The 13,545-nt window shown below is 43.4% G+C and carries 14 protein-coding genes and 2 pseudogenes; 9 read left to right on the forward strand and 7 right to left on the reverse strand.

What is annotated here, in order from left to right:
* The 4 genes from V5G28_RS23380 to V5G28_RS23395 form a co-directional block, all read left to right on the forward strand.
* On the forward strand, positions 1-2,118 hold a 2,118-nt coding region (locus tag V5G28_RS23380), incomplete at its 5' end, for an AAA family ATPase (protein ID WP_332989530.1).
* Between the two features lie 76 nt (positions 2,119-2,194).
* Positions 2,195-4,651, forward strand: coding sequence for a hypothetical protein (locus V5G28_RS23385; protein ID WP_332989532.1), 2,457 nt, complete (start codon positions 2,195-2,197; stop codon positions 4,649-4,651).
* 43 nt (positions 4,652-4,694) lie between these two features.
* Entirely contained in the window at positions 4,695-4,910 is a 216-nt protein-coding gene (locus V5G28_RS23390; protein ID WP_332989534.1) for a hypothetical protein, read from the forward strand.
* 156 nt (positions 4,911-5,066) lie between these two features.
* Positions 5,067-5,690 carry a GNAT family N-acetyltransferase gene (locus tag V5G28_RS23395; RefSeq protein ID WP_332989536.1) on the forward strand — a complete coding sequence of 208 codons (624 nt, stop codon included), beginning with the start codon at positions 5,067-5,069 and terminating at the stop codon, positions 5,688-5,690.
* Between the two features lie 73 nt (positions 5,691-5,763).
* Here V5G28_RS23395 and V5G28_RS23400 read toward each other — a convergent pair.
* The 5 genes and pseudogenes from V5G28_RS23400 to V5G28_RS23420 form a co-directional block, all read right to left on the reverse strand.
* A pseudogene (locus V5G28_RS23400) lies at positions 5,764-6,093 on the reverse strand (ABC transporter permease); the annotation flags it as partial.
* A gap of 1 nt (position 6,094) precedes the next feature.
* Positions 6,095-7,573: a BamA/TamA family outer membrane protein gene (locus V5G28_RS23405; RefSeq protein ID WP_332989538.1), complete on the reverse strand. Its 1,479-nt coding sequence runs from the start codon at positions 7,571-7,573 to the stop codon at positions 6,095-6,097.
* Between the two features lie 139 nt (positions 7,574-7,712).
* A complete protein-coding gene (locus tag V5G28_RS23410) occupies positions 7,713-8,171 on the reverse strand; it encodes a DUF2141 domain-containing protein (RefSeq protein WP_332989540.1) in 459 nt (152 codons plus the stop codon).
* A gap of 51 nt (positions 8,172-8,222) precedes the next feature.
* Positions 8,223-8,384 (reverse strand): hypothetical protein, encoded by a 162-nt coding sequence (locus V5G28_RS23415; RefSeq protein ID WP_332989542.1) that lies wholly within the window; start codon positions 8,382-8,384, stop codon positions 8,223-8,225.
* 38 nt (positions 8,385-8,422) lie between these two features.
* Positions 8,423-8,737: a tryptophan-rich sensory protein gene (locus V5G28_RS23420; protein ID WP_332989544.1), complete on the reverse strand. Its 315-nt coding sequence runs from the start codon at positions 8,735-8,737 to the stop codon at positions 8,423-8,425.
* A 221-nt stretch (positions 8,738-8,958) separates the two neighbouring features.
* On the opposite strand from V5G28_RS23420, the gene V5G28_RS23425 reads away from it, so the two are divergent.
* The 3 genes from V5G28_RS23425 to V5G28_RS23435 all read left to right on the forward strand — a co-directional run bounded on the left by V5G28_RS23425 (position 8,959) and on the right by V5G28_RS23435 (position 9,557).
* Positions 8,959-9,168 carry a twin-arginine translocation signal domain-containing protein gene (locus V5G28_RS23425; protein WP_442994287.1) on the forward strand — a complete coding sequence of 70 codons (210 nt, stop codon included), beginning with the start codon at positions 8,959-8,961 and terminating at the stop codon, positions 9,166-9,168.
* A gap of 87 nt (positions 9,169-9,255) precedes the next feature.
* Positions 9,256-9,420 carry a hypothetical protein gene (locus V5G28_RS23430; RefSeq protein ID WP_332989546.1) on the forward strand — a complete coding sequence of 55 codons (165 nt, stop codon included), beginning with the start codon at positions 9,256-9,258 and terminating at the stop codon, positions 9,418-9,420.
* A 2-nt stretch (positions 9,421-9,422) separates the two neighbouring features.
* Positions 9,423-9,557, forward strand: a complete 135-nt coding sequence (locus tag V5G28_RS23435) for a hypothetical protein (RefSeq protein ID WP_332989548.1) — start codon at positions 9,423-9,425, stop codon at positions 9,555-9,557.
* Positions 9,558-10,373: 816 nt separating this feature from the next.
* Here the strand turns inward: V5G28_RS23435 and V5G28_RS23440 are convergent.
* Positions 10,374-11,264 carry an AraC family transcriptional regulator gene (locus tag V5G28_RS23440; protein ID WP_336231297.1) on the reverse strand — a complete coding sequence of 297 codons (891 nt, stop codon included), beginning with the start codon at positions 11,262-11,264 and terminating at the stop codon, positions 10,374-10,376.
* A 449-nt stretch (positions 11,265-11,713) separates the two neighbouring features.
* Between V5G28_RS23440 and V5G28_RS23445 the strand changes: the two genes are divergently transcribed.
* Both V5G28_RS23445 and V5G28_RS23450 read left to right on the forward strand, forming a co-directional pair.
* Positions 11,714-11,893, forward strand: a complete 180-nt coding sequence (locus V5G28_RS23445) for a hypothetical protein (RefSeq protein ID WP_096563604.1) — start codon at positions 11,714-11,716, stop codon at positions 11,891-11,893.
* 232 nt (positions 11,894-12,125) lie between these two features.
* Positions 12,126-12,356: pseudogene (locus V5G28_RS23450) on the forward strand (Hsp20/alpha crystallin family protein); the annotation flags it as partial.
* 94 nt (positions 12,357-12,450) lie between these two features.
* On the opposite strand, the gene V5G28_RS23455 reads toward V5G28_RS23450, so the two are convergent.
* The gene (locus V5G28_RS23455; RefSeq protein WP_332989556.1) at positions 12,451-13,347 is read right to left on the reverse strand and encodes an alpha/beta fold hydrolase; all 897 of its coding nucleotides are present in this window, start codon (positions 13,345-13,347) and stop codon (positions 12,451-12,453) included.
* Between the last annotated feature and the right edge of the window lie 198 nt (positions 13,348-13,545).

The following is a 13,545-nucleotide window of genomic DNA, read 5'->3' on the forward strand; positions in this document are numbered from 1 at the left end:
GCGGGCGGCGTGGCGTTAGGCGTGACGTTTGACGTGGCGTTAGGCGTGGCGTTAGGCGTGGCGTTAGGCGTGGTGTTTGGCGTGTCGTTAGGCGTGGCGTTTGGCGTGGCGCGCGGCGTGGCGATACTCCGTCCGGAAAATTGGCTTTCGGGTTTACCTCTTGTTGTGCGGTTCCCCCACAATAGACAATGGCAAATCCCCCATATCACCCCACTTCCCCTTTACTCCCTGTCTTCTCGGTTGAAAAATTGGCTGCGTCAAGACTGGGAGAGTGGTTTGCATAATGCTAACCAACTGCTGGCTTACACTCTTCAGTTCATCCCCGTGATTCAAGCTGTCAATCAAGTGCTAGCAGAAACGCCTCCAGAGCAAGTCGTCTTTCGTGTCGTTCAGCTAGCTGAAGAACCTTTTGATTGGAAGCTAGTGCGTTTTGCCTCAGGTTCTCTAAATGAAACTCTAAAGTCAAGGTTTGTCGAAGGTTTCTTTTTCTTCCCTCGTCGTTGGAAAGAACAACTCCAAGCTCCTTTTTTGACATATTATATTCGCTTAGACACTCCTGCCCGTGCTGCTGCGGCTGGTTTCTGGTTTCTGCATGAAAAAAAACCAGCCATAGCTAAGTATGCTTTTGCAGTAGTCCGTTCTCTCCTCTACGGTGAAGAAATGTTCACCCTCGCCCAAACTCTAGCAGCCTTTGACGAAGCAAAAGAACCAAACACGATCGCTACAGTTGAAATTCCTCCCTTTCCACAAGAACCTCTACTGCGTCCAGTCACCTGGCAAACTTTCACATCTCTACGTTCTGTCGTTGAAAATGCCCAAATTATACAGCGCAGTCAGTCTGCTTATCAACGTTCCTCAGCCCTCAACCGTGCTTTAGGGGAACTCACAGAAATTCTAGATAATGCTCATACTCTACCACAAGCAGAACGCGGGTTAATTGAGGACATTGCCCAGACTTGGAAAACAGCCTTCGAGAAGATAGCCAAGGATGTCGGGAAAATTTCCATCACTAAGCCTGTGGTGAACCCCTATGTTGTCGGTCCTCCAGTAGAGGGAGAACTGTTTGTTGGGCGAGAAGATGTGATGAGACAGTTAGAGGAGTTGTGGGTGAGGAGTTCTCAACTCCAGTCTGTCGTAATCTACGGTCACAGGCGGATGGGCAAAACTTCTATCCTGCGGAACGTCGCCAGGTTTGTAGGAGAAGGTGTACAGGTAGCTTATGTCAACCTTTTAGAAGTTGCAGATGCTCCCCAAGGTATCGTAGAAGTGCTGATGGCAATTTCTGATGCCATTTCTGAAGTGATGCAAATTCCACCTCCAAGCAATGAGGATTTCCTAAGTCTTCCGCAACGGACGTTTAGAAGATACTTGACACAGGTGGAGGCAGAACTGGGGACTAAGGGTTTGATTGTCGCCTTAGACGAGTTCGAGAAAATTGAGGAACTGATTGAGGCGGGAAAAATCCCTGTAGACTTTATGGGGTATCTCCGGGGGTTAGCGCACAAAAGCTCTAAAATCGCCTTTGCCTTAGCTGGTTTGCACACCTTGGAAGAAATGACGGCAGATTACTTTCAACCTTTCTTCGCCAGCGTCATTCCTATCCACGTTGGTTTCATCGAAGCTGGGGCTACCCATCAGATGTTAGCAAATCCAGCTATTGAAGACTTTCCCCTCGACTACACGCCGGAAGCTTTAGATAAAATCTACGACTTTACCCACGGACAACCTTATTTAGTACAGCTTGTTGGTTTCCAACTCGTTCGCCGTTACAATGACCAAGTTTTCCACACAGGACGCGCCCGTGATCCTGTATTCACAGTAGAGGATGTGGAAGCAGTTGTCAATGACCCTGAGTTCTTCAAGCGCGGACGCTACTACTTTGATGGCGTTTGGGGTCAGGCGGCGCGGGGTGCAGCTGGTCAGCAGGCGATACTTAGGGCGTTAGCACCATCACCAGAAGGGCTGAGTATTGAGGCGTTATCTCACAGTACAAATATAGAAATTGCCGCTTTACAAGAAGCGCTCAATACCCTAAAGCGTCATGATGTCGTTGAAGAAATTGAGGGACGCTGGCACATTATTGTAGAACTCTTTCGCCGCTGGGTCGTACAATTGTAGAATATTTTTTCTCTGAAACTGAGCAGATTTCAGGGACAAAATAGACCCGAAGTGTATTATTGATGGCAGAAGATCCATGACATGGACACCTCTAAGAAAACGGATTAATCAGCTGCCACTTGTTCTTGCTGGACCAATTCTCAGACGCGCTGACAAGAATGTCGTAACTGTATGGGTAGCTTTGAAAGAAAGCCGTACTGTTACTCTAGAAATATTTGATACTAACAAAAGAAGACTATTTAGTGGTAGTAGACAAACAACTCAATTTGGTACTTATTTGCACATAGTTGCTGTCACTGCTAAAACTTCATCAAATATACTTTTACATGGGGAAATTTATCTTTACAATTTATATTTTGGTCATGGAGAAACCCTGAGTCAACCTGGTGTATTAACTCCAGAAGGGTCAATTCAAGACATTACATATCCTCAATACGACTTGCCAAGTTTTGCAATTGTGCCAAGTTGTTTAAATGATGTGCGTCTCATTCACGGTTCTTGCCGCAAGGCACACGGTGAAAGTCTTGATGCGCTTGTGACAGTGGACAAAATGATTAGGGAAGCATTAGAACAAAACCCGAAGAAACGACCGCATCAACTTTTTCTCACAGGCGACCAAATCTATGTAGATGATGTGGCAGATGCTTTACTTTTCATGTTAATGGATGCCAGTCAAACACTTTTGGGATGGTCGGAAACATTACCAGATGTTAAAAATACTGAAGAGTTAAATCCGGGAAAACGTAATATTTTAGCAACACAAACTGCTGGGTTGACAGCAAGCTTTACCAAAATTAACACGCTCTGCTGCCTTGCCAAAAGTCATTTATTCACATTAGGTGAATTCTTGGCAATGTATTTATTTGCTTGGAGTGATGTGCTGTGGACGAAACCCGAAGATTTCCCAACATATGAAGATGTTCATCCCGACGCACCAAGATCTGGAAAGGATCGAAGTTCATTTAAAGAAGAAATTGGCTATTTACAAGATTTTCAGACAACCCTAAAGGATGTCAGACGTGCTTTGGCTAATATTCCCACGTACATGATATTTGATGACCACGAAATTACTGATGACTGGTTTTTGAATATGGCGTGGTGCGATCGCGTCCTCAATAAACCTCTTGCTAGGCGCGTACTGCAAAATAGTTTACTTGCTTATGCTGTCTGCCAAGCTTGGGGAAACACACCAGAACAGTTTGAACAAGGACAACCAGGAGATGCATTGCTGAAAGCGGCTGAGGGGTGGTCAGCTTCCCTTGGCACAAATGCACAGCACGAACAAGAAATTGCCCTGCGCGTTGGTTTGCCATCTGTGGCAGATATTAGAACAAGTCAGCCCAAGCAAGTCACTCACACAGAAGGTTCTCTGAAATGGCACTATACTGTAACTGGTCCAGAATATGAAGTTTTAGTTCTGGATACGCGCACTTGGCGGGAATTCCCAGGCAAGGACTTTGATTTTCCCGCACTTTTAAGCGCTGAAGGTTGCGATGAACAAATATCAAAAGTCGTTCGCCCAGAAAATGCACGGGTGACTTTGGTGATAGCGCCCAGCCCAGTGATTGGCTTACCCTTTTTAGAAGCCGTACAAAAAACTGCTAAAAGTGTTGCAGAAACACTCGGTGCTGCGGCTTGGGGTTTTGATCCTGAAGCTTGGGGTTTGGAAGAAACAGCATTTGAAAGGCTGTTTGCCAGACTCGCACTACGGGCATTACCAGCAGGGCAAAGTCGTGTCATTATCTTATCTGGTGATGTTCACTACAGTTTTGCAGCTCGCTTGCAATACTCGGCAATATGTCCTTTCCAAAGTTCAAAAAATGTCAAAACTGAACTTGTTGTTGCCCAGTTTACGAGCAGTTCGCTTAAGAATGAAGCCAAGGGATTAGGTGGGAGTCATTCATTACATACAAAGGGTTTTGTTCCTTTTAGGATTATCAAATATATACCAACAGTAGAGGTTTTAGGGTGGGAAAACAAAGGAGGAAAGGAACTAGAAATAGGTGTTTCTTATACTTTTGTAGACAACACAGTTCAACATCTTCCTTGGAGGCTCAAAGGTAGCCCGGCTAAAGTGGATTTAGTGCAAGAACGTGATTGCTTTAGAGCATTACAAATTACTAAAAAACCTGAATGGTGGTATCGCATTGATTTTTTATCAGCGAAAGCAGAAGAAATTAATAAACCGAGAAGCTACCATTCGGAGCAATCATATTTTGTCAAAGCACCCCTACCAGGACAAGATCGCAAGCAGCCTTTAGAACAATACCTATCAATGGCAAGAAACCATCGTGATTACCTAGGTAAGAAAGGAAAAGGCAAAGAAGTTGTGGGATTAAATAACATTGGTGAAATCACTTTTGAGTTTGTTGATGGTAAAGAGATAGCTGTACAAACTCTTTGGTGGCGACTGGAAAGCTGGGAAAAGGGCAAGCTTTTGGAACCTTTCCCGTTAACAAGATGTGAAGTATCACTAGTGTTTGATGACCCAGATTATGCTATGGATGAAGTCCTGAAGGAAATTAAACCTTGAGTCATGAGAATTTTTGGAAAAATTCAATATAAATCTTGCAAAAATGCAATCATTAGATATTTGGAACCACAGATGGACACAGATAAACACAGATACTCCACCCGCGCTGTCGCGTACCCTCCCCGATATCTTGGTCCGGGTTGGGGAACTTATTGGTCCCCTTTGGGGATTAGGGCAGGGTGTACTTTATTTAGATGCAAAGTGCTGTAATCAAGCAATGGCTGAAGCTGTAAATTACATTACTGAGGATGATGCATGATTCTTGATTCAATTACTGTGGTCTATTTACCTGAAAATTTCTCTAACAACAAATCTATAAAATTACCAAAAAAATCCTGATTTTTCTGCTTCAAACCGGGGAATTTCGGTTGAAATCAACTAATACCAACTATTCAATAATTACTGGAGAAAAATCATGGTTTATATTGTACCTTTTAACAAAAGTGATTTACAGCAAGTTATTCATTGTCTAAGTCACGCTTTCACTCAAGAAACTATGTCTAAAGCATTAGATATTAATCCCAATAGTTATATTGCTTTGGCTGAAATAGTTTGTCAAAAAGCAATCAAAGAGCAGTTATCTTTAGTTGCTAAAGATGAAAAATCTGGTGATGTTATTGGTTTTAGTATCTTGGAAGACTTTGTAACTGAGCTTCCTAACTTAGATGGTGTCGATGCCCGTTTTCTTCCTATTATGAATCTTCTCGGCGAACTGGATGACTGGTATAAAAGTAACTACAAAGTAAAATCTGGGGAGATTTTACACCTATTTATGACTGGAGTTGATGAACAGTATAGGGGTCAAGGAATTGCTCACAAACTTATGGAAGAAGTGTTTAATTTAGCGAAAGATAATGGTTACAGCAGCATAATTGCAGAATGTACAGGAGCTATTACTCAACATATAAGAGCTAAATATGGTTTCCAGGCAATTAAAGAAATAGAGTATAAAACCTATCTTTATAATGGGGAGTTAGTATTAAAAGGCATTAACGAGCCACAAAGTTGTAAATTAATGCTAAAAACTTTTGTCGAATAACAAGTTCAGTAGACCGAAAACTATTGTAATTGCCGAAAAAATGTAGTTTACGAGATCATTTTTGCTAGAGATGCATAAAAGTTGTTGTTCCAAATGAATGATAGGAAATAAAAAGGCGTTTGAGCGTTTGCTGTTCTCGTTCTGCCACCACAGTTGCTACACTACCACCCAAACAGCTAAAAAACAGCGCTGCACCTACCAAAGTTGAGGGTGCAGCATTCTCAAAAGCACGATCCATTGACAATTTTGGCAGAACGGGCAAAATCATTTTTGCCAAAATCATTCCGTTGAGAATTAATATTGAGATTGGGAAAATACTCCAAAAAATTAGGCTGCGTCTTCTTCGTAACAATTCAATTAAGATGCATAGAGTCACAGCCATTGTTTCATGCCAGTACTTCATATCAAAACCGCTGACCAGTGGTAATTTCAAATCTTATATCTCCCTGGTCGCTAATCCCCAAGTCACCCCGAATTAGCCCAAACGGTGACTTGACTCGCAGTCCTAACCCGTAACCAAACCCACTCCCAGGTTTGCCTCGCAGTACACCCGGTTCCCCTAGCACCGTTTTGCCAGATCCAAAATCCGAGCCGAAGTCAGCAAAGACAACTCCTCCCACCGACTGAAGAATCGGGAAACGATATTCCATAGAAACCAAGCCATAACTACGTCCACTGGCGACTTTACCACCTCCGTAGCCTCGTACAGAATTCTGTCCACCCAAATCAAATGCTTCTGCTGGTGGAAACTCCCCAATATTTGTACCAGCTTGCAAATTAAAAGCTAACATTTCTGGATTTTCAGTTAAGCGACCATTACCTATCCAAGTGACTGGCACATATAAAATATAGTTTGCCCGCAGTCGGTTGCTGGAAATCTTACCCAGTCCAATCGGAATTGCTTGTTCAGTGCTGAGGGTGAGGAGCGATCCTTGAGTTGGATTGTCACGGCGATCGCGCTGATCTTTACTTATAGCAAAAGATACCGTAACCAAATCATCAATGCCAGTACCACTTACTGAGAGAGGGCTTCCTAGTCTATCCACTCGTGCAAGATTATAATCGCGATCGCGAAGGCTAATCCTGGTGTAGTTAAGACCAAAAGCTGTATCCCAGTCATTGAAAGATTTTAAAACTGCTACAGAGCCGCCAAATCGTCCTTCCCGCGCTGTGCTACCGTTGGACAGCTTGATATCATCGTTGAAGGTGCGAGATAAATCTCGCTCACGAAAAACTCTGAAGCTGTAGCCTAGGCGGTTTGGTTGTCCACGACGATAAGGACTGGTGAACTGGCTGTCAAACTGAACATCTTTACCACTTACTTGAATGCTGGTATCTAACTGTTCATTAAGACCGTTAATATTTGCATCTTCATAACCCACTTGACCATAAAGCCCAACATCACCGTTATTACCACCGCCGAAGCTTAAAGAAGGGAAGTGACGCTCCTTAATGTCGTAGATGATATTAACGCCGGTGTCATCTTCTTGTAGGGAAACATTGACTTTATCTAATGAGTTTAATCTCCTCAGTCGTTGCAAGTCTTTTTGAAGGACATCCTCACGGAATAGTTGACCTGGCTTTAGTTTCAGATTGTCGATGATAAAATTTCTCTGAGTCCGCCCCTCAATCGGTTGACCCTTATCATCGACAAACTTGCCTTTATCATTGATAAAACGGATCTGGATATCTTTGACAACTCTCTGGGCAATCTCATCAGTCTGGACACTTTTCCCTCTAAGTTTTTCTAGTAAAGGAGGGGTTGGCGATGGGGTCAAACTATCTGTTTTTAAGATAGTAGATTCAGAGTTTGCCAGCGCTTGCTGATTTTCCTGGAACACCACCAGCCCCACAATGAAAATGACAACTATTTGAATACGCATAACTACAACTTTGTCATTACCCACATTTTGGTAACATTCAAATTGTCTTCTTACGACAGATCGCCAGCGATTTAAATCGCTCTGGGTTTCATATTATTGTCCGGTAGGATGGCAACAAAGCAATGCTGTTGCGTTGGCTTCAGCCTAAAAAGTTCAGCAATTGAATTTGAATGTTGGTCTGTGGACCGGCAACTAGAACCGCACAATCCCCAAACTTGGGCGGACCTGTGAGAATTTTGGGGTTTTGAGAAAAGCCAAACTGTTCAGTGGGGATACCCAATAGATTGCGATTGAGGATGCCGTCGTTGTTGGCATCATGATAGGCGGCGATCGCATAATTTCCTGATTTTAAGTTTTCAAATTTAACTGTCAGCGCAGCGTTTTCTACTTTGACGCAACGGGCAGCCACTGCGCGATCGCTACTGGTAGGAAATCCTCGCCCACCAGAAAACAGGCTCAGGCAAACTTGCCCACGTTGGTTTTTCAACCCGTTAATGGTGACGGTGAGGCTACTGTTAGACACTGCTTTTGCACTGGGTAAAGCTATCAAATTTATGACAGCACTTATAAGTAAAAAGCTCCATAAAGAACGTTGCATCGTCATTGACTCCTATGTAAAACACTACAAACTATTTACGCAATGGTTTTGTTAAAGCCAGCCCAATTCACTCAACACAATCGCAGTCGCAAATGTGACCCATAGGACAACTAGCATAATCAAAAACGCTGCCGTCTTCGAGATAGCCCATAGGCGAGCGACGGTGAACGAGGCGATCGCCCGTATGTGCCTCAATGCAAACTCCGTTTGCATTGCCCCAAGCGGAGTTTGGGGGAGTGCAATCCTTGCGCTCAGGTACAGGGCGCGCTTCTAGCCGGGGGAGATGTCAAGGTTCCAATATTTCCCAAAAGCCCACCAATCAAGCTGCCGATAGCCAGCGAATAGAACGCCCAAAGCAGGCAGAATATGATGAGGAGCGTGACCAAAGCTCGCGCTCGTGATGCACCCGTTCCACTAGGGGAATTCAACAGCCAACGCGCCGTAGCCATGAGTGCGAAAAGACCTTCCCATACTAGCCCCACTACGTAGCCGGGTGGTTCAAAAGATGGCTTTGTTGCATAGTCAGTGGATTGATTCCAGCCCAACCCAAATATCAACCCGTTCATGACTTGTCGGCTACTAATTTTGATGGTACTGCATTCTCAATAGATACAGCTATTGAGAATTTTACCCATTATGTCAAAATTATTCCGTTGAAAATTCATCCTGATATTGGAAAAATACTCCAAAATATTAGGCTGCATTTGTGTTGCAACAACTCTATTTAAATGCGTTGAGTTATTGTTTCGTGCCAGTACTTCATTGTGAGGAGTTAATTGAGTCACGCATGAGTCAAGTATTCAATTCACCAGAATCATATACCATCTCCCGTCGCGCTTTACTGAAATTATTTGGTGTGGGTGCTGCTACAGGTGTCTTGGGATACTCTCGTTTTACTAAACCAAAACCAACGGTTTTTCAACAAGATACCCTAAATTTACCGGAAAGACGGCGAGAAAGCCCGCCCCACGCGCGGGGTGGGATGATTTCTCGTTAAGCGTCTTAGTCATGAGTCATTGGTCAATAGTCAGTAGTATAAAAAAGCCACGAAAAATTATGAAAAACTACTAATGACTAAGAACTAATGACTAAGGACTTCGATTTCCCCCCGGCTTTTTGTAATTTAGGAGCCAGAGTGTTGTTTTTACAGCCGGGGGATGAGTTAACACGAATCTTGAATCAAGAGAAAAGTGTTGTGGTAGTTGGGGGTGGTTTGGCTGGTTTAGCTTGTGCTTATGAACTTGGGTAAAAATGCCCTTTCCCTGCGGGTTGATGGAACCGGCGGTAAGCAATGGAATGCTCGCAGCCAATGAAATTTTACATCGAGAGGGTTTGCAGAGGCGATCGCTGTTGTCAGTTCATCCAGAGGGGCTATTGCAGATTTAAAGCGGAACAAAGAAAAAAGCCCAGGTGGCAAACCTGGGCTTGATTACTAGCTATCTGGCATGAATCAGGGATCGTACAAAGTTGCAATGAACAATTAGGTTGTGCAAAAACCTAATTTAAGATTTCAAGAATTCAATTTGTGAATGGGTTTGAATGATTCCTACACGTTAGTGTATCAAAACCATAAATTGCACGATATTCTGTTCTTGCTGAAAATATCTTAAGTTTGCGAAAAGTTGCTCAAGGTCAGATTTTACACGTTGTTGTTGGTACCTCAAGATTACGGCGGGCAAGATGCCCATCCCACAAAAACTGTAAACAAATCACCTTATCCGAACCATTTTGACACTCCCATGGAAAGACGCGCCGATGGGATTCTTGCTTCATAGGGGACTGGAGTTTTACAACTTCCGGGTTGAAGTCTAATCTACTTCGTTTTTTATTGCGCTTTACGGCCATACATCTACAGTCGCACAATTTAGGTGTTGTGTTCCCAGATATTTGGACTGGGACTCGCACTCCCACGAGTTGTTTTTTATACTACCCTTAAAACAGTGAACACTACCAGCCGCAGTGACGCCTGCAGGCTGGTGTGGTTGTACTGACACCAACGCTTATGCCTACGGCACGTCTGTTGACGAACGGTGCACAGGAGTGTGGTGTTTCCCCCGGAGGATGAAACTGATAACGGCTCGAGTGAGCCTCGCCGAACTCTGATAACTGGTAACTGTTAAAAGACGTAACACTCTGAAATTCTACATAATTTCAGGGTGTTGCTGGTGGGCTTTCAAACTTCCCACATTCTTTTGTAAGCAGCTAGAGCTGATCTCTGTATGCTTTTGGTGTCATTGATGTGAACTTGCGAAACAATGCTATGAAGTGGCTTGGGCTGCGAAAGCCAACATATTCACAAATCTCGGCAATTGACAATTTTTTCTCTGCCAACAGCATCTTTGCTCGCTCGATTCTGGAATTGATCAGATATTGATGAGGAGTAAAACCCGTTGACTGCTTAAACAAGCGGGCAAAGTGATAGGGACTCATTTCCACCACGCTTGCAAGTTCAGCAACTGTTAACTCGTTCTCCAGATTTTCATTAATGTACTCCAGAGTTCTACACAACTTGTACTTGGGTAGACCACCAGTAAAATCCTGAACGCGTTGCTTGGAAGTAGAATGTTGCTGTAGCAAATAACTTGCGAGCGCCGTTGCTAGTGATTCTCCATAAATACGCCCAGACAAGCATCCTGATTCCAGTTCTGTCTTAAGTGCCAAACCAATATGCTGGATTTGCGGACTAACGACTCCCAAACTGGGTGCAATCTCAATATGATCTGGATAGTCCAACTCTTGTGCAACTTGAGTGATAATCCCAGGTTGAAGGCGTAGCACAAGAAAGTCACTATCCTCTAAACATGCCCCCTTGCAATTTAAACCGGGAGGAAGAATTGTTATTTCACCATGTGTAAACCGCTTGCTAAGAAGACGCCCATCCCACACCACCTCTGTCCGAGCTGGGCGCTTGAAGTGTATGTTAATGATGTAGTCTGGTAACAATTGTGGAGGCAACTCGTGTGCCGGCATATGCCAGTACTCGACAAGAATGTTGTTCCACCCAGCTTTCTCACTCGAAAGAATCGGTGTAACTCTATTTAGACCAGCCTCACCGTTAGAACCCTGAATGTCTATAACTGTGTCTTGTGGCATTGATGTCGCCATTGATACCCGTTTGAACCTGATAACTGCACAGATGGTCAATGATATACTCATGACCAAACAGCCCGACGCCCCTCACTTATGCCGCTTAGTCATAATCATATTAACACTTTATAACACTTTATAATATGCTGTTTATATAGCCATTAGCTCAACAAACTTGTATGGTGTCTTAGCACTGTTCGTAACTCACCCTGTAGCTGATCTCACTCTTATGTTGAGTTGCAGCTACACAGTAGAGCTTTTTTCATGACTTCAACACACTGCCATAATTGAAAAACTCCTTTGAGCAAAAAATCAGGTTTTTATTTACACTTGTAATAGCTTAGTAGATAGCAAGTTGCTACCAAAGAAAGAGCAGCAATTCTTTCTTAGAGAAGTGGTACAGCCCTGCAATTCATGAGTTAAGTTGAATTAGAAATTATTAAAAGGGAAAAAAGATGAACAAGACGTTGGTAACAACTTTGATGTTTGCATTTTTACTGTTGTTTATCATCTCTCCCTTTGCTACTCTTGCAAGCCTGATGCTCCTGTTGTTAGGTGCAGCTTTTTTCTTTCTAATAGGGAATATTTTCCAAGCAATTATCGGTAGCAGTGACGACTCTAATTCCTCAGCTTAAGTACAATAAATTTCTTTTGACATACTCCCCGCCCGCTTATGTGCGGGGATTCTAGGCTCAAACAACGATTGCAGCGCCTTGCCCGTCTTACCGAGTCTAACCCAACAGTTGATTCACAGAAAACGCTGTCTCATACCATTTCACGTTAATCGCGATACATTGAAATTCTGTAAAGACGCTTCAAACAGCGCGTCTCTACACTACCGATTTGTATCATCCTTTTCGTAAAATGGTATCAGTCAGTGGCGATCGCAAGTCAGAAACTAAGACCCAAGACAAAGGTGTGACCAAGAGCGAATTCCACTACGGCAAATTCCAACGTGTCATTCCACTTCCGGCTCGCATTCAAAATACCAATGTCACCGCCGAATATAAAGACGGTATTCTCAATTTGAGATTACCAAAAACTGAAGCCGAGAAGAACAAAGTTGTCAAAGTTAACTTAGATCAAACTGCAGCGTAATTAAGGTAAATAGCTTTGACTTAAAGCCCAGTTGCTCATTTGCCACTGGGCTTTTTTATTAATACGAGTAGTCAGGAAAAGCTGTTCAAGCAGATTATTCAAGTAAAGGTAGAAATTTCCTAATTAGCCCAATAGTGACACCAGGAAGTTCCAGTTGGGGTGTAAAGCCTACATCGTCCAGATGATAAAAGATGCGAATTGCTTGAGGGTTCATTTGGGCAAGACGGCGTCCTACTTCTGGTCCTGTGAATTCTGACTTTTGCCCCCAGATTATCGCTGTGGGGACGGTCAATTGAGTGATATATAGGGATAAATCAAATGATAAATCTCCACGTACGAAAGCAAGAGCAGCGTACTCAGCATTAAACTGTTGGGCAGATTCCAAATATGCCTCGACAATTTCAGGATATACTCGTTCTGCACGAGCAAATTGGCGTTGTTCTAGGTAGCTACGAATGCCAAAACCGCTAGCAACTCCAGTCATGTAAAGCAACCGATCCACACCTGGAATGTTGACAATTTGAGCAGAGAAGCTGCGGCTGTAGTCTTGTCCAAATTCAGCAAGACCTGCTGGTGTTGTTAGAATGAGAGACTTGAACAAATCGGGGCGAAGAATCGCAGCGCGAATGGTGAAAGCAGCAGTGAGTCCAGAGGCGATCGCATTAATCGAACCATTGCCAGTCTTCTCTATAAACTCGATAATGCTCCTAATGTAGTCATCGATATGATAACTTCGAGCCGGATGGTCAGAGCGTCCCCATCCAACCAAATCTGGCGCTATGATTCGATAGTCTGTAGCAAATGCTGGATAAACTTTAGACCACTCGTAGGCAGAAGAACCGCCACCAAACGCGTGTAGGAAAAGTAATGTCCTATCGCTTGATTGGTCAACATCTGTGTCAGACCACGGTTTCCCAACAGCAGTGTAGTACACCATTCTTCCTAGCGCGGTCATCACGTATTTCTCACCAAACCCAGGAGGCAAAAACATAGGGATACCTCATATGCTGCATTATCATTTCAATCGTGGAGACTATAACCAGAAATTTACATCACTCTAAAGGTCAGTTTAGTAGTAGTTAATGGGGGTAATTAAAACAGTGAACAGTGAACAGTGAACAAAAAGCTGACGACTAGTAACTGGTAACTGGTAACTGATAACTGATAACTGGTAACTGTTAAAGTTTTC

The sequence above is a fragment of the Scytonema sp. PRP1 genome (assembly GCF_036697665.2).
In the GTDB taxonomy this organism is placed as follows: Bacteria; Cyanobacteriota; Cyanobacteriia; order Cyanobacteriales; family Nostocaceae; genus Kalymmatonema; species Kalymmatonema gypsitolerans.